Below are 24625 nucleotides of genomic sequence, written 5' to 3'. Positions count from 1 at the left end.
TCCTGCCCGGGAACAAGCTGCAGGACCTCCGGACGACCAACGAACCGGACGTCCTTCAAGGGTACGGAAGCGGGCCGGTTGGCGTGAACGACCCGCATCCGGCCGACGACGCGAGCAAGGCGTAGAACTGATGGAGAGGGGCCGCCGTCAGGCGGCCGCCCCCACCGTGTCCGCCATGCGGGCGTCACGCGTGCCGAGCGGCTTCGGCGCACCGACCGTGGTGTCCTTGGCGGTCTGGTGTTCGAGTTCGGCGTTGAGCTGCGCGCCGAGCAGCACGATCGTGGTCGAGAGCCAGATCCAGGTCATGAAGCCGATCGCGGCGCCGAGCGAGCCGTAAGTCTTGTCGTAGCTGCCGAAATTCGAGACGTACCACGAGAACAGCAGCGAGCCGGCCAACCACAGGAAGGCGGCGAACATGCCGCCCGGCGTCACCCAACGCCATCGCGGCGCGTCCCGGCTGGGACCGTAGCGGTAAAGCACGGCGAGCATCAGGATGACGATCACGAACAGGATCGGCCAGCGCAGCAGCGCCAGCCACCACGCGTCGCCCGACAGACCCAGAAACTGAATCGCCACCGGTACCGCGACGATGCCCGCGAGCGCGAGCACGACGAAGAGCAGCGCGCCCGCAGTGAAGGCCAGCGAGACAAGGTTGAGCTTGAAGAAGCCGCGTTGCTCGCGCTCGTTGTAGACGAGATTGAGCGCGTCGAAGACGTGTTTCACGCCGCCATTGGCGCTCCAAACGGAAAGGGCGATGCCGATGAGGGCGGTCAGCCCCAAGGTCGTATCCCCCTTCTCCGTCAAACGCTTCACCTGCTCGGCGACGATGTCGACGCCCCCCGAGGGAAGGACGCCGCGCAACGCTTCGATCTGGTGGTTAATGGTCGAGACGTCGGCGATCAGCCCGTAGACGGAGACCAGCGCGGCGATGGCGGGGAAGATGGCGAGGAGGACGAAGAAGGTGACGCCCGCCGATACCAGAGTCAGCCGGTTTTCGCCGATATCCCGGTAGGTCCGCTTGAGGACATCCTTCCACCCTTCGACCGGCACCTCCGTCGGCTTGTCGGCGGACCGGCCGCGATCCTGCTCAGTCTGCGCGACCCGATGGGCGTCAGCGCCCTCATGCGAGGGGGATTCCTTGCGCGCCCCATCGCCGTTCGACGCGCCGCGCGAGTGATCCCCGTCACGGTCCGCCGCACGATCCGCGGGCTGTGCCGACCGGCGTGGGAGTGCGACGATCCCAAGGAGCGCCGTCGCCAGTGCCATGGTCCACAAAGCCGGGTAGCGGGGGTTGTCCGTCGCGGCAGCGGCGTCGGGAACGACGCGATCGGATGTAGGCATTGCGGGATTGGCTCCGTCCAGCGCGCGAAGAGGCGGCGCTGACAGCAACCATTTGGGCTGACTTTCGGTTCACAGGGACGTGAGCCTACGGGCAAAAGCGTTTCGCCGCTGCGTATTCGAGCGGCGCACTCATGAAAAATTCACATTCTCGCCAAGTTCTCGCCGGAACCGTTAAGATCGGCTCCGGTTGACAGCGCACCGGTCGAACGCGACCGCCTCGCTTCAGGAGCCGTCGATGCCTTCGACCCCGCGCCGCTCCAGACGACGCCTCGCGCTCGTCCTGGCCTCTTCCGCCTTCATCCTTTCCACCGCTGCCGGCGTTCACGCTCAAGAGGGCGGACTTGGCGGCTTATTTCAGCAACTCTTTTCCCCGCAGCGGGCCGCGCCCGCTCCGGTGGTGGCCCCGATTCAGGTTTACGGCGGCGGCGAGGTCAACGAGCGTTATCGCTGGCGCCGGCATCGCAGTACGGCGGATCGGAGCCGGCCGAAGGTGCGTTATGCCGCCCTGCCGAAAGATGACGGTATTGGGATCAGCGGCAAGCAGCCGGTCGATTTGAAGGCGATCGCCGCCAATCCGACCGCGGCGCTCCTGCGCGACGAAACCCTTCGCCCCGGCGACATCGTGGTCATGCCGGGTGGCCCGAAGGTCTTTAAAGGCCATGACGATCGCGGTCGCGGCGCCAAGGCGGCCCGCCACCGGATGAGCGACTTCGAGGATGTGAAGCACTCGCGCACGATCAATGCGAAAACGCGCAGCCAATTGATGGCGATGATGCTGCCGCAGGGTGCCATGCCGGCCGAGGAGGCCCGCAAAGTGCTCGCTAAAGCCCGCCGTCTGGCGCCGCAGGAGGCAATCGAGCCGCTGACCCGACAGGCTCGCGCCGAGACCGGCCCGAAACCCACCCGCATCATCAGCCCCTGGCAGATCGCCCGCTAGGGTCCAGGGGAAGCAGCGAGGACCCGATCGGGCATCAAACGGCGGTCACAGGATGATCGCCCTAAGCCCGAGAGGGGCCTGCTGAGCAGAACCTACTAGGCTCGTGCTACGGACCATGCCGATGGTGGAGGGGTCGATGGCTTGAGTGCTGAGGGCTGTGCCTACGGCACTTCGTCCGAGCGAACATTCAAGCCACGCCGCGGCGTTCGGCGTTTTCGCCTAAACCGATCGGTCGCTCTGTCATTCTCGGCCAGGTATGATGGTGGAGCCTAACGGGATCGAACCGATGACCTCTTCCATGCCATGGAAGCGCTCTCCCAGCTGAGCTAAGGCCCCATCATTTTTGCCGTGACCGTTTCTGGTCTCTGGCCTCGCCGGCGGCGCTGAGTGCGTCGGCGATGAGCGGTTCTATACGGAGAGGATCGGCGGGACTCAACCCCTTTTTTGGAGGCGGGGCCGAATTTTTAAGCCGCCTCTTCATCTCTAGGCGGTGCCGGCACCGAACGTCGGTCGACCAGCCTCAACCCAACGGCGGATCCCCCTTTGGAACCGCCGAAACTCGGCTGGCACGCCGATCCCGGCTATGCCCGGCTACTGCTGAGCCCGAACGACGAAACGCTCCATCAGAAGCCCGAGGGTGAGGCTGCCGAAGACCCAACCGAATAGATAAAGATAATCGATCTGAACGGGGATTGTCGGGTCGTATCCCAAGCGAACCCATTCGATGATCTGCGTGATCGGATTCCATTTCATATAATAGTAGATTTCATCGGGCATATAGCATGCCATGAAATACACGCCGCTCGACAAATACAAAGTCAGCGTCACCAAGATGTAGCCAAGCACCCAACCCGGAAATACCGAACAAATACCGACGTTGATCGTCCCGACACCGATCCCAAGTGCGATCGCCGTCAAATAGCCGGTGATGGCCATCGTCAGGTCGGTGGGAACGGGATCGACACCAAAGCAGACGAGGACGACGCAAACGAGGCAGACGCCCAAGAAGCTGCTGACGATCTCCACAAGGATGCGTGCGATGACGGTATCGAAGCGCTTCACTTGCGGAAAGTAAGTCAGTGGCTTGTGGACCATGTAGCCTTTCATCACCTCGCGAGAGATGTACTGGAAGGCGAGAGCCGGCAATGCGCCCGAGGCGACGAAGACCATCGGATCGTCGCCCATGGGCGACTTGATTCCGCGGAATGTCATGGCACCGACAATGATGCCGAGATGCACGCAGGGCCAGAGCACCTGCACGAGGTAGCCCCAGTAGGTTCCGCCGAAGCGGCTGCGCATGTCGCGCAGCATCAAGGCGCTGAGGACGCGCAGGTAGACGTCGAGATGGCTCTGACGGCGCGGCAGGGACGAGGCGTGGGCGTTCATGGTATCCGTCGCAACGGGGCGGTCGCGCCATTATGCTCGCCTGCAATCGCGACGAAATCGAGGACGGGTCAGGTGTCGCCGCGGCGGCCCGCCTCGTCCGTGCGCGAAGCGATGCGGTAGAAGGCCGCCAGCACCAGCAAGAAGACGATGGGGCCGAGCCACGGCCCTGCCCCGCCCAGCGCATCGGCCGCGAAGGCGAGGGAACCGCCGCGTCCGCTCAGCGTGTCGGCGGCGGCGAGCAGGACGCCGACGACACTCTCGCCCACGAGGAAGCCTGAGGCCAGCAGCACGCCGCGGCGGCGTCCTCCGGCGCGCGCCGCCTCGCCCGCCCCGCGCAGCCGGCGCTCGGCGAGGCGTCCGACGAGGCCGCCACAGGCGATCGTCACCACCACCTCCAGCGGCAGGTACATGCCGATCCCGACAGTGAGCGCCGGAAAAGAACGGCCGCTGCAGCGTAGACGCGCCTCCACCGCAACGAGGATCGCGCCGAGGCCGGCCCCCGTCGCCACCATCGACCAGGGCAACTCGTTGCGCACGATGCCGCCGGCGATCTGCGTCATCAGCGCGGCCTGGGGCGCCGGAAGGGCGGCCGCCTCGTCCATCCCCTCCCGCGGCAGGGCACCGACGAAACCATAGGCGTTGTAGAGCAGGTCGAGCAGTGGGGCGATCACCAGGGCGCCAACTGCGACGCCCGCCGCCAGCGCCACCTGCTGGCGCCACGGCGTGGCATCGACGAGTTGGCCGGTCTTGAGATCCTGAAGGTTGTCGTTGGCGATCGAAGCGGTGGTGACGACGATGGCCGACAGGAGCAGCACGGCGGCGACGACGAAGCGCTCACCCTCCGGCCCGGCAGAGCGGCCGAGCAGCAGCGGGAGCAGTAGGGCGGCGAGGAGCGTCGTCAGGATGCCGATGCCGGAAATCGGGCTGGAGGACGAGCCGAGAAGGCCCGCGAGATAGCCACAGGCGGCCGCCATCAGGAAGCCGAAGCCGACCGTGAAGACGGTGGCGACTGCGACCAGCCCGAAACGCAGACCACCCAGTTCGGCCTCTGCGCTGAAATGGAAGAACAGCCAAGCCAGGGGCAGCGCGAGCAGGAGCGAGCTGCCCGCAACCCAGGTGATCGGCAGGTCGCACTCCTGGCGCGGCAACTGGCGCAAAGCCTTCCCGCCGCCCTGCGCCGCACCGAAGGCGGAACGGATGCTTCCCAGGATCGAGCGGCCGAGGGAGGCGACCGTCCAGATCGCGCCGACGGCGATGATGCCGGCGCCGATGAGCCGGACCTTCTCCGACCAGACCGCCCTCGCCGTCGCCTCCGCCGAGCCGGCGCCAGCCCCGTCCCCAAAGGCCGTGAGCAACGGCACCGCGGCGCCCCAGGCCAGGGCGACGCCCGCTAAAAGGGCGAGGCAGGCGCCGAGCCCGACGAGATAGCCCACCCCGATCAGGGCGGGGGAGAAGCCCGTGGCGAGCCGGAACAGGGCCGGCCCCACGGCAAGGGTGGTGTGGAGGCCCTCAGTGAGGAGGCGCAAGCCGGTGGTGGCGAACCCGATCAGCCCGCCCGCCCCCGCCGCGCCCAGCAGGATGCGCAGACCGCCCCGGTCGCCGGCCTCACCCGCATGCAGCACTTCGGCCGCAGCGGTACCCTCGGGATACGGAAGCCCGGCGCCCATCACTAGGGCGCGGCGGAGGGGGATCGAGTAGACGAGGCCGATCAGGCCGCCGATTAGGCAGACGGCGGTCGTCTGCCAGAACGGGAAACCGTGCCAGTGGCCGATCAGCACGAGACCTGGCAGGACGAGGATGACGTTGCAAAGCGTGCCGGCCGCCGACCCCTGGGTCTGGACGATGTTGTTCTCGAGGATGCCGGACCCGCCGAACAGGCGCAGCAATCCCATCGACAGCATCGCCGCGGGGATCGAGGTCGAGAAGGTCACGCCCGTCTTTAGCCCCATATAGAGGTTGGCGGTCATGAACACGACGGTGATCACCGCCCCGAGCAGAAGCCCGCGCAGGGTGAGTTCGGCGGCATGGCGAGGGTGAGTCCCGCTGGCCTCGCCGTGCGGGGTTGAGCGTTCGTCGGATCGTGCGTCCACGGGCAGGCGTCTCCGGTGCCGCCCCGCGGCTCGGGACGTCGACATTTTGTTGGGAACCCAACGGGCCCCTCGTCCGATCCCCCGTGGTGACGCGGCGGCGGCCAAGCTTGGGGCCGCTGCTAATCGGCGCGCGAACCCGCGGGCCAGACCCGCTGCAAGGAGAGAACGACGGATGAGCCGACCGGTGCGCCATGAGATCCCGCCGCGCTCGGGGGCGGCCTTCACGCTTAATCGCGGCCAGCGCCTCACCGTGATCGACCCCCAGGGCGAGCAGGTGGCCGACCTCGTGGCCTTCCGCCGAGACGATCTCGATGAGGTGATCTCCTCGGGCCGCACCATCGACTACGCCTCGCGCATCTTCCTGACGACGGGCGACCCGATCTACTCCAACCGCTCCAACGTGCTCCTGCGCATCGTCGAGGACACGGTGGGCCGGCACGACTTCCTGCTCACACCCTGCTCGGCCGACACCTTCCGGATCATCTACGGCGACGAACACCCTCACCGGGGCTGTTTCGGCAACCTCGCCGAAGCGCTGGCGCCCTACGGGATCGAGCCGGACCGCATCCCGGTCGCCTTCAACGTGTTCATGCATGTCACCGTCGATGGGCAGAGCGGCGAGATCGCGGTGCGCCCACCGCTCAGCCAGCCCGGCGACCGGGTGAGTTTCGTGGCCGAGACCGACCTCGTCGTCGGCCTGACGGCCTGCTCGGCCCTGCAGTCGAACAACTTCTCCTTCAAGCCGATCCATTACGAGATCGAATCTTGAGGCTCCGCCGCGAAGACACGGTCATCAGCCGATAGAATACTGCGCTACGATGCCGCGGCGGATCAAGACAATACATAGATGAAACCGGCAGCGTAGCCATCTGGTTATCCCCAGACCCGGCGGAACAATGGTCACAGACTGAGGTTCCCCGCGCAGTTCACCTTCTCCGAGGGTCGGCGGACTGTATCACGGTCGCCCTCTCTCCCACGACCTTCCCCGTACCGGGTCGACAGACTCGGTCGCGTCGTTCGTTTGCCTGCGTTCCACGAGGTGTCATGCTGCTGCCTACCGACGACACCGGCCATCCGCTCGCTGAGCGTTTCCGGCACTTCATTCGCCAACAGCCCTTCCCTTGTGTCGGCGCCAAATCCGCTCTGTCCCGTGGCCAACTGAAGGTTCTGGTCGCCCGAGACGTCGCCTCCGACAGCGACGACGCGCGGATCTACCCGGCGCTGCTCGCCTTCATTTGCCGCTATCGCGCCCGGCGCGACCAGTTCCAAAGCTTTGCGGTCGTGTTCGAAGGCCCGCACCACCTCTCCGAGGAGGCGTTCGAGGCTGCACTCTGGCGGCGGATGCAGTCGCTCTCCGACCGCGACAGCGAGCTGGGTCATGCCCAGGATCCGCGCGTGTCGGCCAACCCGGAAGACACGCATTTCTCGATGAGCCTCGGGGGCGAGGGCTTCTTCATCGTCGGGCTGCATCCCGGCGCGAGCCGCAAGGCGCGCCGCTTCGAGCACCCGGTTCTGGTGTTCAACCTGCACGACCAGTTCGAGCGCCTGCGGGCCGAGGGGCGCTACGACCGGCTGCGCGATTCGATCGTCGAGCGGGACGTGGCCTGGACCGGGTCCGCCAACCCGATGCTCGCGCAGCACGGCGAGCGCTCCGCGGCCCGGCAATTCAGCGGACGCGCCGTGCCGGACGATTGGGTCTGCCCCTACCACCGTCAGGAGGGAGCGGTGGAATGGGATGCGCAGCAGGTCGCGGCGGATCTGCGGTCCGGCGCCTTCCTCGCCGGACAGATGGAGGGTTGAAGATGACGATCGCCGACGCTCCGTCGCATCCCGCGGCCTCCCAGGAGCCGGACGCCCGCCATGAGGACCGCGAGGACGCGCTCCTCGCCCTCGCTCGCGCGGTGCGGGACACCGGCTACCGGTTCACCACCGTCACGCCGGCCACCCACGCCCGGGTGAACGCCCGGCCCGAGAACGCCCTCGCGCGATCGCTACGGGACGTGCTGGGCTGGAGCCGCCCGTTTCGCGACGGCCTGATCCCGGCGGAACTGACCGACCTGATGGAGCGGGCGGGCGTGCTGCACCGTTCGGAGGGGCCGGACGGTTCTCTCCTGGAGGCGGGGATTCGTCTGTCGAGCCTCGATGACACGCTGTTTCTTCACGCGGCCTACCCGCCGCTCGCGGCGGATGCCGTGTTCTTCGGCCCCGACACCATGCGCTTCGCCGAGGCCGTCCTTGCCCATCTCGAAGAGCGGACCAGGGCTGGACACCCGGCGCCGCGGCGAGCGGCCGATATTGGCTGCGGCTCGGGCGCGGCGGGCATCCTCGTCGCCAAGCGGTTGCCGGAGGCCGAGGTCGTCCTCGTCGACATCAACCCGGCGGCCCTTCGCGCCGCGCGCATCAATGCCCGGCTCGCGGGCGTCGGCAACGTGCGCCCCGTTCACAGCGACATGCTGAGCAACGTCGAGGGATCGTTCGATCTCATCGTCTCGAACCCGCCCTTCATGGTGGATTCCGGCGGGCGGGCCTACCGGCATGGCGGCGGACCACTCGGGGCCGGGTTGTCGCTGCGCGTGGTCGAGGCGGCGACCGAGCGATTGGCGCCGGGTGGCAGCCTTGTCCTGTTCACCGGCTCGGCCATCGTCGAAGGCCATGACGGCTTCCGGGAAGAGGCCAGCGCGATCTGCGCGCGGGCCGGTCTCAAGGTCTCGTACCGCGAGTTCGATCCGGACGAATACGGCGAGGAACTCGACGATCCGGGCTATGCGGCGGCCGAGCGCATCGCGCTCGTCGTTCTCACCGCCACCCGCCCGACCGGACCGCGATGAGCGCGGCAGAGGCAGTGGCGAGCGAGCGTGCCGAGTTCCTTCGGGACGCGCTCGCCGGCCTGTCGGGCGAGGCGAAGACCCTGCCCGGCAAATACCTCTGGGACGAGACCGGTTCGGATCTGTTCGACCGGATCTGCGCCCATCCGGACTACTACCCGACGAAGCGGGAAATGGCGCTTCTGCCGCGGGTCGCGGCAGAGGTGGCAGCACTCGTCGGCCCTGGCGTCAGCGTCGTGGAATTCGGCAGCGGCGCGAGCCGGAAGATCAGAACCCTGCTCGACGCCCTGGAGGCGCCGGCCGCCTACCTCGCTCTCGACATCTCGGGAGCCTATCTCGAAGCGGCGATTGCGCGCCTCGCCCCGGATTACCCGGCCGTGCCGATGATTCCGGTCTGCGCCGATTACTCGAAGCCGATCCGCCTGCCGCCGGGGGCCGCCGCCCCGCCGATCCTCGGCTTCTTTCCCGGCACCAGCATCGGCAACTTCACGCCGGAGCAGGCGGAGGGCTTCCTAGCGCGGGCGCGGAGGACGCTGGGGCCAAGCCACTTCCTGGTCGGGGCCGACCCGACGCACGACCCGGCCCGCTTACGCCGCGCCTACGGTGAGGCGGGCGGGCTGATGCCGGCGCTACACCTCAACCTCATCGAGCGGATGAACCGGGAACTCGGCAGCAATTTCGACCGGAGCAACTTCCGCCACGAGGCACGGCTTGCCGACGACCCGTTCCGGGTGGAGGCCCATCTCGTGGCAACCCGGCCCGCCGCCTACCGGCTCGGCGACCGGACGATCCGCTTCGCGGGCGGCGAGAGCATCCGCACCGACACCTCCCACAAATACGCGCCGGACACGTTTCGGGCCCTGGCCTCGGCGCAGGGCTGGGAGCCGGTTCGCCTCTGGGTCGATGAGGACAGCGGCTTCAGCCTTCACCTGTTCCGGGCGCCATAGGACCGCACCGCTCAGGCACGGGCCGGCGCGTCGGCGAGATAGGTCAGGAGCGCGAGCCAAGTCGGCAGGCAGTGACGCCGCCGGTCGTAGCGGTCGATCACCGTCCGCCGGGCCGCCTCCCGCAGGGGCCGCCACCGTTCGGGTGTGCGGCAGGCCTCGACGAGCGCTTCCGCCAGGGCGTCAGCGTCGAAGAAATCGCGGACGACCCCATTCACGCCGTCCCGCACCACCTCCCGCACCGGCGCGGTGTCCGAGGCGATCACGAGGCATTCGCACGCCATCGCCTTCAGGAAGACCCGCGAAAGCGAGAAAGGATAGGTGTAGGCGACATGCGCCGTGGCCACCGAGAGGGCGGCCACCATCTCCTCGTGCGTGAGACGCGGGAGGAAGTGGAGGCGGTCGAGATCGAGCCGGCCGTCCAGCTCGGCCAGCAGGCGTTCCTTCCACGTCTGCGATTGGGGCCCCTTTGCCGCGCCATTCCCGCGCCCGTCGCTCCCGACCACCAGGATCTCGGCCCGGGGCACGGCTTCGAGCAGCGCCGGTAGGGCACGCATGAAGGTTGGGAAGCCGCGCAAAGGCTCCAATTGCCGGGCGATGAAGGTGATGACCGGCCAAGCCTTGGTCAGCTTGCGCCCGTTCGGCAGATGCACGACGGCATGGGGATCGTAGCGCACCTCGTCCGTATCGATGCCTTCGTGAATCACGCTGGCCTGCGCGCGCAAGCCCGCCGGCAGCAGGCTGCGCTGGAACTCCGTCGGGCAGACCAGCCGCTCGGCCTCGGCATAGGCCATGGCCAACGCCGCATTCCCGGCGCGGTCGCGCACGCGGTCTTCGAGGTTGAGCGGGCGCGTCCACTCGGAATCGAAGCCGAGCGCATCCCCGTCCGCCCGGTAATACGGCGCGTAGGCGAGCCGACGCGCCCGCGGAAAAACTTGGTTGAGCAGCAGCGATTCCCCGCGCCCCGGATGCCCGACGATGACGGCCGGGTCGAAGCCGTGTTTGCGCAGGTCGAGCGCGCATCGCAGAGCGGCGGTGGCGTTGATGAACGCCGCTTCGGTCGGATGGGCCAGCGGGAACAGGCCCGGCGTCACCTTCCGCCCCGGACGCCACCGCAGGATCGGCAAGCCGGCCAAGCCCGGTGCGGCCTCTCCGGCGATGGCCGCGCAGCGATGCCCTCGATCCATCAGCGCCTCGGCGAGAAAGCCGAACGGGCCTGGGAAATGGTCGTGAACGAACAGAAAATCCGTCATTCCGGAGCGCCGGTACCCTCTCGTCCAACCGGCGCAACGCAGCGGGCGCTGACATGCGCCTTCTTCTGCACCAAAGGGTTGAGCGGCTCAGCCGGGGCAATTCATCCGCGTCGGCGCTTCGCCGGTGCAAAAAATCTGCTTCGGACGACGGCGCTTCATCGCGGAAGCGGGTGTTGCAGCCGATCAAGCGCGGCCTTGCTCGCGTTGCAACGGCGCTGCGCCCGTGCGGCAAAGCGCGGCAGCGTGAACTTTGGGACGTACAGTCAATGCGTCGAGATCGTTCGTGGTTAGCGTCCGGGGCCAGTCAGCCAGACGTCACCGTGAAGAATGACCATGTGTGGAAAAGAAACCGTCCAATATGGACGTCCTCGGCGCCGCCGGCACGAGGCCTGGATCTACCGGCGCTCGATGCGCATCGTGCCGCTGTTGCTTCGCGGGAAAGAGAAGACCGATCGGGCCGAAGATGCGAGGCTTCAGCCCAGCGACAACGACAATGCGGCGGGACGGGACGCCTCGAACCGGTACGAGCCGCGCGATCGGCAGGCGTCGCTCGCATCGCGGTGAACCGCGTGGCGGGGCCCAAGGCCCCTCCCCTCCGGCGCGACAGGCATCAGCGCGGCTCCCTCCGCGCCTTCGCCCAGGCGGCAAACAGGTAGCCGACCCCGCTCAACCCCAGGATGCCGGCGATAATGCCGAGCCAGATCAACCCACCTTCCATGTCATTCCCCGCTCATGCCTGAACGAGGAACGCGGATAGGGCCTCTGGTTTCAGTTTTCGCCTGACCGGACGATGCGGTTCGTTGGCACGACTCTGGCGCGGGATATTCAGGCGCGGACCATGCATCGATCGCGGACGAGCTTCGTGACAGAGGTGTTCCGTCGGAAACACTGATTCCGAACCGGCAAGCACCATCGCACCCGCCTCTGAACCATCCTGCGCCCGGATTGGTGGGCGGTGACGGGCTCGAACCGCCGACCCTCTCCGTGTAAAGGAGACGCTCTACCAACTGAGCTAACCGCCCGATCCGGCGCCGCGAAGCGTTACGGAAGGGATCACGGCTGCGCAAGGTGGGTCTCGCCCTCCTCCCCCGATCCACGCACGAAAAAGCCCCCGGAGCGGGGCTCCGGGGGCTTCGTTCGTTCGATACGAGCGAGAGGATTAGTGGGCGATGACCGCCGCGCCGTCCTCATCCCGCTTCGGCGTCTTTGCCGGGAGGGGCTCGTCCCACTCGATGGGCTCGGGCTGGCGCACGAGGGCGTGCTGCAGCACCTGATCCATCCGCGAGACGGGGATGATCTCCAGACCGTTCTTCACGCTGTCGGGCACCTCGGCGATGTCCTTGGCGTTCTCTTCCGGGATCATCACCGTCTTGATGCCGCCGCGGAGTGCGGCGAGCAGCTTCTCCTTCAGGCCGCCGATCGGCAGGACGCGACCGCGCAGGGTCACCTCACCGGTCATCGCCACATCGCGGCGCACCGGGATGCCGGTGAGCGTCGAGATGATCGCGGTGGCCATGGCGATACCGGCCGACGGACCGTCCTTCGGGGTCGCCCCCTCCGGAACGTGGACGTGGATGTCCCGACGCTCGAACAGCGGCGGCTCGATGCCGAAATCGATGGCCCGCGAGCGGACGTAGGACGCCGCTGCCGAGATCGACTCCTTCATCACGTCGCGCAGGTTGCCCGTGACCGTCATCTTGCCCTTGCCGGGCATCATGACGCCCTCGATGGTCAGCAACTCGCCGCCCACCTCGGTCCAGGCCAGACCCGTGACCACACCGACCTGATCGTCCGCGTCGATCTCGCCGTAGCGGAACTTCGGCGGGCCGAGGAATTCCGGCAGCGTCTCGGGGTTGGCCTCGACCTGCTTCACCTTGGTGATCAGGATCTCCTTCACCGCCTTACGGATCAGGTTGGAGATCTCGCGCTCCAGGTTGCGGACGCCCGCCTCCCGCGTGTAGCGGCGGATGAGCATCATCAGGCCGTCATCGGTGATCGACCACTCGTCGGGGGTGAGCCCGTGCTTCTTGACCGCCTCCGGGATCAGGTGGCGGCGGGCGATCTGGAGCTTCTCCTCCTCGGTGTATCCGGCGATACGGATCACCTCCATCCGGTCCATGAGCGGGCCGGGGATGTTGAGCGTGTTCGCCGTCGTCACGAACATCACGTTCGACAGGTCGTAATCGACCTCGAGGTAATGGTCGTTGAAGGTGGCGTTCTGCTCCGGATCGAGAACCTCGAGGAGCGCCGCGGACGGATCGCCGCGGAAGTCCATGCCCATCTTGTCGATCTCGTCGAGCAGGATGAGCGGGTTCGAGGTCTTGGCCTTACGCATCGACTGGACGATCTTGCCGGGCATCGAGCCGATATAGGTCCGGCGGTGACCGCGGATCTCAGCCTCGTCACGCACGCCGCCGAGCGACATCCGAACGAATTCGCGTCCCGTGGCCTTGGCGATCGACTTGCCGAGCGAGGTCTTGCCGACGCCGGGCGGGCCGACGAGGCAGAGGATCGGGCCGGTGAGCTTGTTCGCCCGCTGCTGCACGGCGAGGTACTCGACGATCCGGTCCTTGACCTTGTCGAGGCCGAAGTGATCCGAGTCGAGGACCTGTTGGGCCCCGAGCAGATCCTTCTTGATCTTCGAGCGCTTGCCCCACGGGATGCCGAGCATCCAATCGAGGTAGTTGCGCACGACCGTGGCCTCGGCCGACATCGGCGACATCTGCCGCAGCTTCTTCAGCTCGGCGGTGGCCTTCTCGCGGGCCTCCTTCGTCAGCTTGGTCTTCTCGATCTTGTCTTCCAGTTCGGCCAACTCGTCGCGACCGTCCTCGTCGCCGAGTTCCTTCTGGATCGCCTTCATCTGCTCGTTGAGGTAGTACTCACGCTGCGTCTTCTCCATCTGCCGCTTGACGCGGGTGCGGATGCGCTTCTCCACCTGCAACACAGAGATCTCGCTCTCCATCAGCGACAGCACACGCTCGAGGCGCTGCGCCACCGTGGGGATTTCGAGGATCGCCTGCTTGTCGGCGATCTTGACCGCGAGGTGCGAGCCGACGGTATCGGCGAGCTTGGATGGCTCGTCGATCTGCGTGACGGCGGAGACGACCTCGGGGGAGATCTTCTTGTTGAGCTTCACGTAGTTCTCGAACTCGGAGATCACCGAGCGGGCGAGCGCCTCGGCCTCGACGCGGTCGCCGAGGTCATCGGTGAGCGTCAGAGCCTGCGCCTCGTAATACTCGTCCGAGCGCACGAAGGACTCGATCTGCGCACGGCCGGCGCCCTCGACCAGCACCTTCACGGTGCCGTCGGGCAGCTTGAGGAGCTGCAGCACGGAGGCGAGCGTACCGATCGTGTAGATCGCGTCGGTGGCCGGATCGTCGTCGCTGGCATTGATCTGCGTCGCGAGCAGGATGTGACGGTCCGAGCGCACAGCCTCTTCGAGCGCGCGGATCGACTTCTCGCGGCCCACGAACAGGGGCACGATCATGTGCGGAAAGACGACGATGTCGCGCAGCGGCAGGACGGCGTAGGAGCCCGTCGAACCGGGAACGACCGGCTGGCGCGATTTCGACTGGGTCATGGGTTCTTCCCTTATGTGTTGACGCCGGGCAGTCGCTCCTCAACGGCGAGCAAGCATCTTGCCAGGTGCCGACCGGGCCGCGAAGGGTCGGAAGCGGATAATCAGTTTGCGGCTGGTGGCGCGGGCCCGACCTTTCGGGGGATGAAGCGTGGAGCCCTGCGTTGAGCCTGAAATGGTCGTTGCGGGGGGCGCTTTCAAGCGCGGGCGTCCCCCGGAACGAAAAAGGGCCGCCGGCTTAAAAACCGTGCGGCCCCGGATGTTTGCCGGTCAGGCGCTGACGCTGGCCGGGGCTTCCTTGTTGCGGTCGCCATGGATGAAGAGAGGCCTGGATTTGCCCTCGACCACCTCCGGGCCGATGACCACCTGCTCGACGGATTCGAGACCGGGCAGGTCGTACATCGTGTCGAGGAGGATGGTCTCCAGGATCGACCGAAGGCCGCGGGCGCCAGTCTTGCGCTCGATGGCCTTGCGGGCGACGAGGCTGAGCGCCTCGTCCTGGAAGGTCAGCTCGACGTTCTCCATCTCGAACAGCCGCTGGTACTGCTTGACCAGCGCGTTCTTGGGCTCCTGCAGGATCTTCTTGAGGGCCTCCTCATCGAGATCCTCCAGCGTCGCCAGGACCGGCAGACGGCCGACGAATTCCGGGATCAGGCCGAACTTCAGCAGATCCTCGGGCTCGACCGAGCGGAACACCTCGCCGGTGCGGCGATCGTCGGGCGCCTGGACGCTGGCACCGAAGCCGATCGAGGTCCCCTTGCCGCGCTGGGAGATGATGCGCTCCAGCCCGGCGAAGGCACCGCCGCAGATGAACAGGATGTTCGTGGTGTCGACCTGCAGGAACTCCTGCTGCGGGTGCTTGCGGCCGCCCTGCGGAGGCACGGAGGCGACGGTGCCTTCCATGATCTTCAGGAGTGCCTGCTGCACGCCCTCGCCCGAGACGTCGCGGGTGATCGAGGGGTTGTCCGACTTGCGGGAGATCTTGTCGATCTCGTCGATGTAGACGATGCCGCGCTGCGCCCGCTCGACGTTGTAGTCGGAGGCCTGGAGCAGCTTGAGGATGATGTTCTCGACGTCCTCACCGACATAGCCCGCTTCGGTCAGCGTGGTGGCGTCGGCCATGGTGAAGGGCACGTCGAGGATGCGGGCGAGCGTCTGCGCGAGCAGCGTCTTGCCCGAGCCCGTCGGCCCGATCAGCATGATGTTGGACTTAGCCAATTCGACGTCGTTGTGCTTCGTCGCGTGGGCCAGCCGCTTGTAGTGGTTGTGCACGGCGACCGAGAGGACCTTCTTGGCGAAGTCCTGGCCGATGACGTAGTCGTCGAGGACGCGCCGGATCTCCTTCGGGGTCGGCACCCCGTCGCGGGACTTCACCAGCGAGGACTTCGATTCCTCGCGGATGATATCCATGCACAGCTCGACGCACTCGTCGCAGATGAACACCGTCGGGCCCGCAATCAGCTTGCGAACCTCGTGCTGGCTCTTGCCGCAGAACGAGCAGTACAGCGTGCTCTTCGAGTCGTTGCCGCCTGTCTTGCTCATGTCGGTCTCCGGTTCGCGGGCGCGGCCCCAGCCAGGAGGACACGCGCGTCGTTCATACGATGTAAGCGCATCCGCCTAAAGAAACAGTCACACAGGGCGGATGCGTCGGGATTGAGGCACTGTCATCCCGATGCAATCATGCAGCCGGCTCGGGATCAACCGGCCTCTCGGCTGGGGCGGGCGCCCAAAAGACGCATGACCCGACAAGGTCGGGCCAGCGGGCCCCGGGCGCCTCAGGTATCTCGTCCTAATCAGGCGGCGGCCGGCTCGGGACGCTTGTGCAGGATGTCGTCGATCAGGCCGAACTCCTTGGCCGCGTCGGCGGTCATGAAGTTGTCGCGCTCGAGCGCCTGATGGATCGTCTCGTACTCGCGGCCGGTATGCTTCACGTAGATCTCGTTCAGGCGCTTCTTGAGCGCCTCGATCTCGCGGGCATGGATCAGGATGTCGGTGGCCTGACCCTGGAAGCCGCCGGAGGGCTGGTGCACCATGATCCGGGCGTTCGGCAGGGCGAAGCGGTGGCCGGCCTCACCCGCGGCCAGCAGGAGCGAACCCATCGACGCGGCCTGGCCGACGCAGAGCGTCGTAACGGGGCAGCGGATGAACTGCATCGTGTCGTAGATCGACAGGCCCGAGGTCACCACGCCGCCGGGCGAGTTGATGTAGAAGGAGATTTCCTTCTTCGGGTTCTCGGCTTCCAAGAACAGGAGCTGGGCGACGATCAGCGACGCGCCCTGGTCCTCGACGGGGCCGGTGAGGAAGATGATCCGCTCGCGCAGAAGCCGCGAGTAGATGTCGAACGCGCGTTCGCCGCGGCTCGACTGCTCGACCACCATGGGCACGAGCGAGTTGTGGAAGTAGTCGACCGGATCTCTCATTTCAGCCCTCGGCTCCGGGTCCGGCCCCGGGGCGAATCGCCCGAGGCCGGATGGTTACAGCGAACACGGCAAGCGTTAACGCCGCCTGATCTCAGAGATCGCCGCCCGCCGCGGAGCCGGTGGGTCGGCGATCAGCCGGCAGCCTTGTCGGCCGCCGCCTCATTGTTGGACTCGCTCGGCTTCTCGTCCGTCGCGGCCCCGCCGGTCACGGCGTCGGCCTCGTCGTCTTCGGCGAAGAGCGCCTCCTTGGAGACAGGTTCCTCGACGACTTGGACCTGACCGAGGACATGGTCGACGACCTTCTCCTCGAACAGCGGCGCGCGAAGCTCGGCGAGCGCCTGCGGATTGTTGCGGTAGAAGTCGTAGACCTGCTTCTCCTGGCCCGGGAACTGCCGGATCCGGGCGAACAGGGCCTGATTGACCTCGTCATCCGAGACCTTGATATCGGCGGTCTCGCCGACTTGCGCAAGCACCAGACCGAGCCGCACGCGGCGCTCGGCGATCTTGCGGTACTCCGCCTGCGAAGCCTCCTCGGTCGTGCCCTCGTCCTCGAAGGTCTTGCCGCGGGTCTTCAGGTCCTGCTCGACCTGCGCCCACACGGCGGCGAACTCCTGGTGGACGAGGCTCGGGGGCAGGTCGAAGGCGTACTTGCCGTCGAGCGCGTCGAGCAACTCCTTCTTGAGCTTGCGCCGGGACTGGGCCTCGTAATCGGAGCCGACGGCCTTGGAGACGGCCTCCTTCAGCTTCTCGAGGTCGTCCATGCCGAAGCGCTTGGCGAGCTCGTCGTCGATCTTGGTCTCGCCGGGGGCGGCGACGGCCTTCACGGTCACGTCGAACTCGGCGTCCTTACCGGCGAGCTGCTCGGCCTGGTAATCGGCCGGGAAGGCGACCTTCACGAGACGGCTGTCGCCGACCTTGGCGCCGACGAGCTGGTCCTCGAAGCCGGGGATGAAGGTGTTGGAGCCGAGCTCCAGATCAACGTCCTCGCCCTTGCCGCCCTCGAACTCGGTGCCGTCGATGCGGCCGACGAAGTCGATGGTGACGCGGTCGCCGGACTGCGCCTCGGCGCCCTCCTCGCGCGGCTCGAAGGAGCGGCTGTCCTTGGCCATCCGCTCGAGCGTCTCGTTGACCTCCTCGTCGGAGGGCTTGAGCACGAGCTTCTTGATCGACACGTCGGAGAGGTCGGCGAGTTCGAAGCTCGGCAGCACCTCGAGCTTCACCTTGAAGGCGAGGTCGCCCTTGGCATCGAGCGCGCGCTCGATGATGGTCTGCTCCTCGTCCTTCGGGAACTCGATCTGCGGCTCGAGCGCGAGGCGCAGGCCCTTGTCGGTGACGATCTGCTGGTTGGCCTCGTTGACGGCGTTCTGCAGCACGTCGGCCATCACCGACTTGCCGTAGACCTTGCGCAGATGCGCGACCGGCACCTTGCCGGGGCGGAAGCCCTTGATCTGGACCTTGCCCTTGATGTTCGAGAGCTCGGTGTTGAGGCGATCCTCAAGCTCGTTCGCGGGGAGGAGCACCTGAAACTCGCGCTTCAGCCCCTCGGAGGTCGTCTCGGTCACCTGCATCGTCGTTCGTCCGCTGTTTTCTAAAACCGCAATCTCGTCTTCGCGTGTCGCTGCGCCAGGGAAGCCCCCTTGCGGAAGCTCCGGCGGGAACCGTTCGGGTTCCTGACGCCGATACGGACATGGTGCGGGCGGAGGGGCTCGAACCCCCACGTCTTGCGACACTGGAACCTAAATCCAGCGCGTCTACCAGTTCCGCCACGCCCGCAAGCGCCATCGACACGAGCCCGGATACCGGGCCGTCGAAGCGCGCGTCTATAGCACGCGCACCCGAGCCCGCAGCAAAAAACTTGCGGGGCGCCGCGTGCGGTGGCGGGCCGGACGAAGCCTGTCTACAACGCGAGCCCGACCGAACGACGACGCGAGACGCCATGCGAAATCCCGACCCGACGGCCCAGCCCGCGCCGGGATCGTTCTCACGGCGCGATCTGCTCGCGGGCAGCGCCGCCCTCGCCCTGATGCCGCGGACGGCCGCGGCCCAAGCGCCGGCCGGGAAGGCCCCGCCCTCGGAGCCGAAATCGATCAAGGCAGCACCGGCCACGCTCCGCCTGAAGCCCGAGCCCGCGCCTGAGACCGCCGTATGGCGTCTCGGCGAAGCGGAGGCACCGATCCTGCGGGTCAAGCTCGGCGAGGCAATCCGCCTGCGCGTCGAGAACGGGACCGACAAGCCGCTCTCGCTGCACTGGCACGGGGTGCGGATCGTCAACGCCATGGACGGCGTCGGCGGCGTCACCCAGGAGCCGATCAAGCCGGGGGCGAGCTTCACCTACGACTTCACGCCCCCGGATGCCGGCAGCTTCCTGATCCGCGCGCTCGTTGTCGGCGGGTCGAGCGAGCCGTCGGGCCGGGGCATCGCCGGCATGCTGATCGTGGACGAGCCCTCCCCGCCCCGGTCGATGCAGACCTCGCCCTGCTCGTGCAGGATTGGCGGCTCGACGAGGCCGGCGCGCTGCAACCCTTCGGGCAGGTCGCCTTCGCCGCAGCGGCCGGGCGGCTCGGCAGCGTCGTGACGCTCAACGGACGACCGATCCCGCTCGCACTCGACGCGCGGCCCGGCAGCCGTCTGCGCCTGCGGCTCGCCAATGCCTGCAACGCGCGCAGCCTGCGCATCCGCTTCGATGGGCTGAAGGCTTATGTCGCGGCCGTGGACGGGCAGCCGACCGACACGTTCGAGCCTCTGAAGGCGACACTCCCCTTCGCGCCGGGCACGCGCTACGACCTGCTGCTCGATCTCCCGGCGCAGGCGGGACCGGCCGGCACGATCACCGCGCTGGTCGGGCAGGGCCTGCCGCTGGCGACCCTGACCGCCGTCGGCGAGCCGGTGGCGCAATCCGGCCGCGCCGCAATCGGCTCGATCCCCGAGAACAAGCGCCTGCCGGCCGAGATCCGGTTGCAAAGCGCCCTTCGCCGCGAACTCGTGCTGACGGGCGGCGTGCGGCCCGACAAGGCGAAGCCCGGCGCCGAGACGCCCTATTCCGGCGATCCCGCCAAGATCTGGCAGATCAACGGCGCGAGCGGGACCGCGGGGGCGGCCCCCCTGTTCTCGGTCAAGCGCGGCGGGGTCGTGGTGCTGTCGATCCGCAACGACACCGGCTTCATCCAGAGCCTGCACCTGCACGGCCACGTCTTCCGCCTGCTGCACCAGCTCGATGACGGCTGGGAGCCCTACTGGCTCGACACCGTGCAGATCCCGGAAGGCAAAAGCGCCCAGATTGCCTTCGTCGCGGACAATCCCGGCCGCTGGCTGCTCAGCGCGACCGTGCTGGAGCGTTTCGATACCGGGCTATGGACGAGTTTCGAGGTGAGTTGAACGTCCTCACCGGGGCGGCGGAAAGGTCCAGAAGAACTCGCCCGAGCGTCCGCCCTGGAGCGAGGCCTGCCGGTTGAGGAAGCGGCACTCCGCCGCCAGCGCGGCCTCGCTCCAGCCGGTGCAGGAGGTCATCTTCAGGGAGACCGGGTCGTAGTCGAGGCGATGCTCGGGGGGCGAGCGCACCATCAGGCCCGATGGCAGCACCACGCAGTGATAGACGCGGAGCGCGCAGGGCAGCCGACGGGCGCGCTCGAAGTTGCGGCGAAAGGTTTCGGGATTGTCGCCGGGCAATCCCAGGATGATCTCGACGGCGAGGCTCGCCACCGCATCGAGCTTGGCGAAGGTCTCGTCGAAGCGCCGCTCGTCGTAGGTGCGATCGACATGGGCCAGCACCGCGTTGTCGAAGCTCTGCAGGCCGATGCCGACATAGGCGTTTCTGACGGTGGCGAGAAAATCGAGATGCTCCTGCCGCACCGCCGCCGGGTAGACCTCGCAGATCAGCCCGTGACGCTCGAAGAAGCCGCTCTCCTCAGCCGCGCGCCGGAGGTTGAGGAAGGCATTGCGGTTGAGGTTCAGCCCGGCATCGACGAGGAGCGCCGCGTAGACGTCGTGGCCGGCGATGGCCTCGAACTCCTGGGTCAGATGATCGACCGCGCGCACGCGTTTGGGTGATTCCATCGTGCCCCACTCGCAGAACGAGCAGGTGAACGGGCAACCCCGGTAGGTCTGGAGCACGCCGAGGCCACCATGCTGCACGAGGTTCAGCGCGTAGGGCGAGGCGAGGCTGTCGAGATTGGCCAGCGGCCGCGCCGGGGTCTCGCGCCAGCCCGCGCCGTCCCGAACGGCGACGCCGCGCAGCGTGCCGAGCGCGGCCGGTGTGCGCTGTTCGAGCGAGACAATTTCGAGGAAGGTCTCCTCGCCCTCGTTGATGACGAGGACGTCGATGTCGTCCGCCGCCTTCGCGAACGGCGGACGCGCGAACATGACCGGCCGAGCCGAGGGTCCGCCGAACACGACGAGCCGGGCGGGGTCGTCTTGCTTGATCAGCGCGGCGACGCGGCAGAGGAACGGCAGCGACCAGAGATAAGCCGAGAAGCCAACGATGTCGGGGTCGAAAGCGGTGATCTCGCGGGCGACCCGCTCGGGGTCGCCGCCGTTCAGATCCCAGACCCGGCAGACGAGACCGGGAAGGGCGGCGGCGCGCAGGGTGGCCTCGACCATGCGCAGGCCGAGATTCGGCACGAAGCTCGGCATCGCCGGATCGCGCTCCGGGTACTGCGCCACCAGCGCGATGCGCAGGCCGGAGCGGGCCGCTTTCATCGCGCGGCGGCCTGCCGCCACGAAGCGCGGGCTTGGGTGACGCGCTCGGGCTGGCGGGGGAACGCCCACCAGAACTCGCCAGCCTTGCCGCCGGCGGCGAGCGCCCGGCGGCGCAGTTCCGCTCGGGTGCGCGCCACCGCGTCCTCGCTCCATCCCTCGCAGGAGCGCATCGTCAGCGCGTGCGGGTCGAAGCGGACATTCCATTCGGGCCGGCTGCGGGTCAGCAGCGCGTCGGGCAGGACGAGGCAGTGATAGACCCGGACGCTCGCGGGCAGCGACAGGGCGTAGTCGAGGGTGCGGAAGAAGCCCTCCGGCGTATCGCCGGGCAGAACCGCGATGATCTGCAGCTCGATATTGGTGACGCGAGCCAGCGCCCGCACCGCCGCCTCGAAGCGGGGCGAATCCGAGGGGCGGTCGTGCAGGCGCAAAACCGCCGGGTCCATCGATTGCATCCCGACGCCGAGATAGGCGGTGCCGATCTCCTCGATGAAGGCGAGATGCTCGTCGCGCACGATCGACGGATAGATCTCCGCCCAGAGCAGGGTTTCCTTGAGGAAGCCCGAGCGCTGGTTGGCGAGCCGCAGGTTGCGGAAGGCGCCGATATTCAGGTTGAGGCCGGCATCGAGCAGGAACACCGCGGGCGCCTCCAGGGTGCGGAAGGCGTCGAGCTCGCGGGCGATGTAGTCGGCCGAGAAAGAGGCCTTGCTGTTCTCCTTCGTGCCCCACTCGCAGAAGCGGCAGGAGAGCGGGCAGCCGCGGAAGCTTTCGAGATAGGCCACGCCCCCCTGCGGCATCAGCCCGTGGGCGTAGGGCGAGGCGATCCGGTCGAGGGCGGTGATGGGCGGGCGCCGCTCGGTCCGCAGCCAGCCGGTTGCGGTCGGCAGCGTCAGCCCGCGCACCCGTTCCCACGCGGCCCGGTCGAGCTGCGGCAGCCGCGCGATCTCGCAGATGATCTCCTCGCCGTCGCCCTCGACCACGGCGTCGAGATAGGCATGGGCCGGGCGGTACGGTTCGAGATCGAAGAAGGCGGATCGCGCCGAGGGACCGCCGAAGACGATGGCAAGCGAGGGGCGGCGCGCGCGCAGGGCCCGCGCTACCGCGATCATGGCCGGCGCCGACCAGACATAGATCGAGAAGCCGACAAGGTCGGGCTCGAAATCCAGGATGTCCGCGACGTAAGCCTCGATATCGGCGGTGCGCCGGTCGAACAGCCGCACGGATGCGTCGGCGAGATCGGGATCGCCGAGCAAAGCCGCGTGGATGCGCCGGATGCCGTAGCTCGGCAGCAGCAGCTCGCCGAGTTCCTGCGCATCGGGGCGCGGCGTCATGCAGACGAGGGCGATGCGCCGATGCGTGGGGGAGGACGGCTCAAGCATGGTTTCGCGATGACCGGAGGGACGCCCGATGCGATCAGGCGTGAGGGAAGCGAATTTAAGGCCTTGGCAGAACTTGGGAGATCCAATCGACGCGTGCCGCCTTCACATCGTCTCAAGGCCTCAGCAGACTGATTCGGGTCATCGCTTGTCGAGGCGACAATAGAGATAGTGCAGGCAGCCGAGACGGTGCAGTTCCCGCAAGACGTCACCACCGGTCGGCTGGCCCCGTCGATCCGAGGCGATGGTGTGATAGCTCGGCTCGGTGTTCGCGGTGGCGTCGGTGACCCGAAGGGTGAAGCCGGCAGCCTCCGCATCGCGGCGGATCGCATCGAGACCCGCCCATTTGTCGGGCCAGGGGCCGAAAGCGGCCTCGAGCCCATCCGCGAACAGCCCGACCCGCTCCGGCGGCAGCGACGGCCGGGTCAGGACGATGTCGCTCATCACGAGAACGCCCTCCCGGGTCAGGACGCGCTGCGCCTCGCCGAAGAAGGCGCGCCGGGAGGCGAAGTGGAACGCCGCCTCGACGCAGAGGAGCCGATCGAACGCGGCTTCCGCGAAAGGCAGTCGGCAGGCATCGCCCGCGACCCAGGCGGCGTTGCGCGGCCGGTCGTCCTGGCGAAGTCCGACCGCGAGTTGGCGCGGATCGAGGTTGAGCCCGATCACCTCCACCTCGGGATCGCTCCGCCGGAGCGCGCGCAGGGTGCCGCCGAAGCCGCAGCCGACATCGAGCACGCGGTGGCCCGGCGCGAGGTCGAGCCATGCGACGAGCGCCGCGCTCAACCGTTCCTGCGCCTCCACGAAACCCGCCCGCGCCCGGGCCGGACCGATCGCCCCCGGCTCGTCCCAGTGGCCGAGATGGACATGCTCGATCGCGGCACCCTCCGCGACCGCCGCGAGGAACGCATCGAAATAGACTGGAATCCGCGCCACCCGCCTAGCCCCAGCAGTGGACGGCGTCACCGGTGCGGGATCGGGCCATGAAGGAGCAGGCGGTCCAGCGCAGGCGGGCGCCTTCCACCGGCGTCACCTGATGGAGGAAGCGGCCCGAGCGCAGGAGCACGATGGTCCCCGCCTCGACGTCGAAGGCATGGCGGGCAAAACGCGCGAGGTCGGGCTTTTCTCTCGCGCGATCGCGATTCTGGAACCGGCCCGACCACGCCTCCGCCTTGGCGTCGAAGACTTCCAGCATCCCGCCGCGCTCGGCCTTGGACAGGGTCAGCACGAAGGAGAAGATGTCGCCCTCGACCACGCTCTCGAGGTGGCGGTAGCTCGGACGATTCTTCTGTTCGTTGTCGAAATGCGGTGGGATGTAGCCGCCCTCGTGATGCGAGCGCAGGGTCGTTGCCATGTAGGTCCGCCCATCGTGTAGGGCCGGTGGGCCGTAGGGCCGCCCGCCATCGAGGCGCGAGAGCAGGGCGAGGATGCGGGTCTCGAACCCGCCCCATGGCGCCATCAGCTCCCCGAGGCTGCGGGTGAAGCCGGGCGCCATGTCGAAGTAGGCGCGCAGATCCGGCTCCGCCAGATTCAGGTTCATGCCGTAGAAGTGCGACCGGAACGGCGCTGGGAACGACGTCGTGGGGAAGCCCTGCCGGTTGGCCGCGAGATCCGTGACGATCGACGCGCATTCGGCGGGCGTCAGGACGTTGCGGATGACGACGGCCTGAAACGCATCCTCCCGCAGCTGCGTCAGCGCGTCGGCATGGGCCGAGGCCTCGGCGGCGTCGATCGAGATCGTTTGCAGAAACGGCATCGCCCCATCCCCTCGCCCTGATTCCGGCGAC

Annotated in this window: 18 protein-coding genes, 3 tRNA genes and 1 pseudogene; 7 read left to right on the top strand and 15 right to left on the bottom strand. The window is 67.6% G+C overall.

The window, feature by feature from the left end; translation table 11 throughout:
* Positions 1-147 precede the first annotated feature (147 nt).
* Positions 148-1341 (bottom strand): YihY/virulence factor BrkB family protein, encoded by a 1194-nt coding sequence (locus tag MSPGM_RS12285; RefSeq protein WP_003598144.1) that lies wholly within the window; start codon positions 1339-1341, stop codon positions 148-150.
* A 235-nt stretch (positions 1342-1576) separates the two neighbouring features.
* Here MSPGM_RS12285 and MSPGM_RS12280 point away from each other — a divergent pair, with 235 nt between their 5' ends.
* On the top strand, positions 1577-2278 hold the full coding sequence (locus MSPGM_RS12280) for a hypothetical protein (RefSeq protein WP_003598146.1): 702 nt from the start codon (positions 1577-1579) through the stop codon (positions 2276-2278).
* A 260-nt stretch (positions 2279-2538) separates the two neighbouring features.
* Here MSPGM_RS12280 and MSPGM_RS12275 read toward each other — a convergent pair.
* From MSPGM_RS12275 to MSPGM_RS12265, 3 genes are all read right to left on the bottom strand, one after another.
* Positions 2539-2614: transfer RNA gene (locus MSPGM_RS12275), tRNA-Ala, on the bottom strand.
* 255 nt (positions 2615-2869) lie between these two features.
* Complete coding sequence (locus tag MSPGM_RS12270) at positions 2870-3664, bottom strand: ABC transporter permease (protein ID WP_003598148.1); 795 nt, start codon at positions 3662-3664, stop codon at positions 2870-2872.
* Between the two features lie 68 nt (positions 3665-3732).
* On the bottom strand, positions 3733-5754 hold the full coding sequence (locus MSPGM_RS12265) for an OPT family oligopeptide transporter (RefSeq protein WP_012752857.1): 2022 nt from the start codon (positions 5752-5754) through the stop codon (positions 3733-3735).
* A gap of 172 nt (positions 5755-5926) precedes the next feature.
* On the opposite strand from MSPGM_RS12265, the gene MSPGM_RS12260 reads away from it, so the two are divergent.
* The 4 genes from MSPGM_RS12260 to egtD all read left to right on the top strand — a co-directional run bounded on the left by MSPGM_RS12260 (position 5927) and on the right by egtD (position 9526).
* Positions 5927-6523 (top strand): DUF1989 domain-containing protein, encoded by a 597-nt coding sequence (locus MSPGM_RS12260; RefSeq protein ID WP_003600386.1) that lies wholly within the window; start codon positions 5927-5929, stop codon positions 6521-6523.
* Positions 6524-6798: 275 nt separating this feature from the next.
* Positions 6799-7554, top strand: coding sequence for a guanitoxin biosynthesis heme-dependent pre-guanitoxin N-hydroxylase GntA (gntA, locus tag MSPGM_RS12255; protein ID WP_003600387.1), 756 nt, complete (start codon positions 6799-6801; stop codon positions 7552-7554).
* Positions 7555-7556: 2 nt separating this feature from the next.
* Positions 7557-8582 (top strand): class I SAM-dependent methyltransferase, encoded by a 1026-nt coding sequence (locus tag MSPGM_RS12250; protein WP_003600389.1) that lies wholly within the window; start codon positions 7557-7559, stop codon positions 8580-8582.
* Positions 8579-9526 (top strand): L-histidine N(alpha)-methyltransferase, encoded by a 948-nt coding sequence (gene egtD, locus MSPGM_RS12245; RefSeq protein WP_012752856.1) that lies wholly within the window; start codon positions 8579-8581, stop codon positions 9524-9526. Before MSPGM_RS12250 ends, egtD begins: the two co-directional genes overlap by 4 nt.
* Before the next feature lie 11 nt (positions 9527-9537).
* On the opposite strand, the gene MSPGM_RS12240 is transcribed toward egtD, so the two are convergent.
* On the bottom strand, positions 9538-10776 hold the full coding sequence (locus MSPGM_RS12240; protein ID WP_261926383.1) for a glycosyltransferase: 1239 nt from the start codon (positions 10774-10776) through the stop codon (positions 9538-9540).
* Positions 10777-11184: 408 nt separating this feature from the next.
* Between MSPGM_RS12240 and MSPGM_RS12235 the strand changes: the two genes are divergently transcribed.
* Positions 11185-11340: a hypothetical protein gene (locus MSPGM_RS12235; protein ID WP_244426928.1), complete on the top strand. Its 156-nt coding sequence runs from the start codon at positions 11185-11187 to the stop codon at positions 11338-11340.
* 382 nt (positions 11341-11722) lie between these two features.
* Here MSPGM_RS12235 and MSPGM_RS12230 read toward each other — a convergent pair.
* From MSPGM_RS12230 to MSPGM_RS12205, 6 genes are all read right to left on the bottom strand, one after another.
* Positions 11723-11798: transfer RNA gene (locus tag MSPGM_RS12230), tRNA-Val, on the bottom strand.
* A gap of 137 nt (positions 11799-11935) precedes the next feature.
* A complete protein-coding gene (lon, locus tag MSPGM_RS12225) occupies positions 11936-14356 on the bottom strand; it encodes an endopeptidase La (RefSeq protein ID WP_003600393.1) in 2421 nt (806 codons plus the stop codon).
* 267 nt (positions 14357-14623) lie between these two features.
* A complete protein-coding gene (clpX, locus tag MSPGM_RS12220) occupies positions 14624-15895 on the bottom strand; it encodes an ATP-dependent Clp protease ATP-binding subunit ClpX (RefSeq protein WP_003600394.1) in 1272 nt (423 codons plus the stop codon).
* 251 nt (positions 15896-16146) lie between these two features.
* Positions 16147-16773: an ATP-dependent Clp protease proteolytic subunit gene (locus MSPGM_RS12215; RefSeq protein WP_003600395.1), complete on the bottom strand. Its 627-nt coding sequence runs from the start codon at positions 16771-16773 to the stop codon at positions 16147-16149.
* Between the two features lie 131 nt (positions 16774-16904).
* Complete coding sequence (gene tig / locus MSPGM_RS12210; protein WP_012253842.1) at positions 16905-18341, bottom strand: trigger factor; 1437 nt, start codon at positions 18339-18341, stop codon at positions 16905-16907.
* A gap of 120 nt (positions 18342-18461) precedes the next feature.
* Positions 18462-18546: transfer RNA gene (locus MSPGM_RS12205), tRNA-Leu, on the bottom strand.
* Positions 18547-18709: 163 nt separating this feature from the next.
* On the opposite strand from MSPGM_RS12205, the pseudogene MSPGM_RS12200 reads away from it, so the two are divergent.
* A pseudogene (locus MSPGM_RS12200) lies at positions 18710-20148 on the top strand (multicopper oxidase family protein).
* A 6-nt stretch (positions 20149-20154) separates the two neighbouring features.
* Here MSPGM_RS12200 and MSPGM_RS12195 read toward each other — a convergent pair.
* From MSPGM_RS12195 to MSPGM_RS12180, 4 genes are all read right to left on the bottom strand, one after another.
* Positions 20155-21468 carry a B12-binding domain-containing radical SAM protein gene (locus MSPGM_RS12195; RefSeq protein WP_003600398.1) on the bottom strand — a complete coding sequence of 438 codons (1314 nt, stop codon included), beginning with the start codon at positions 21466-21468 and terminating at the stop codon, positions 20155-20157.
* Positions 21465-22844, bottom strand: coding sequence for a B12-binding domain-containing radical SAM protein (locus MSPGM_RS12190; protein ID WP_003600400.1), 1380 nt, complete (start codon positions 22842-22844; stop codon positions 21465-21467). Before MSPGM_RS12190 ends, MSPGM_RS12195 begins: the two co-directional genes overlap by 4 nt.
* Before the next feature lie 138 nt (positions 22845-22982).
* Positions 22983-23774 (bottom strand): class I SAM-dependent methyltransferase, encoded by a 792-nt coding sequence (locus tag MSPGM_RS12185; protein WP_003600402.1) that lies wholly within the window; start codon positions 23772-23774, stop codon positions 22983-22985.
* Positions 23775-23778: 4 nt separating this feature from the next.
* A complete protein-coding gene (locus MSPGM_RS12180; protein WP_003600403.1) occupies positions 23779-24594 on the bottom strand; it encodes a 2OG-Fe(II) oxygenase in 816 nt (271 codons plus the stop codon).
* Between the last annotated feature and the right edge of the window lie 31 nt (positions 24595-24625).

Source organism: Methylorubrum sp. GM97, assembly GCF_024347855.1.
Lineage (GTDB): Bacteria > Pseudomonadota > Alphaproteobacteria > Rhizobiales > Beijerinckiaceae > Methylobacterium > Methylobacterium extorquens.
Note: the sequence above shows the minus strand (reverse complement) of the source record. Positions and strands in the feature narration are given on the sequence as shown.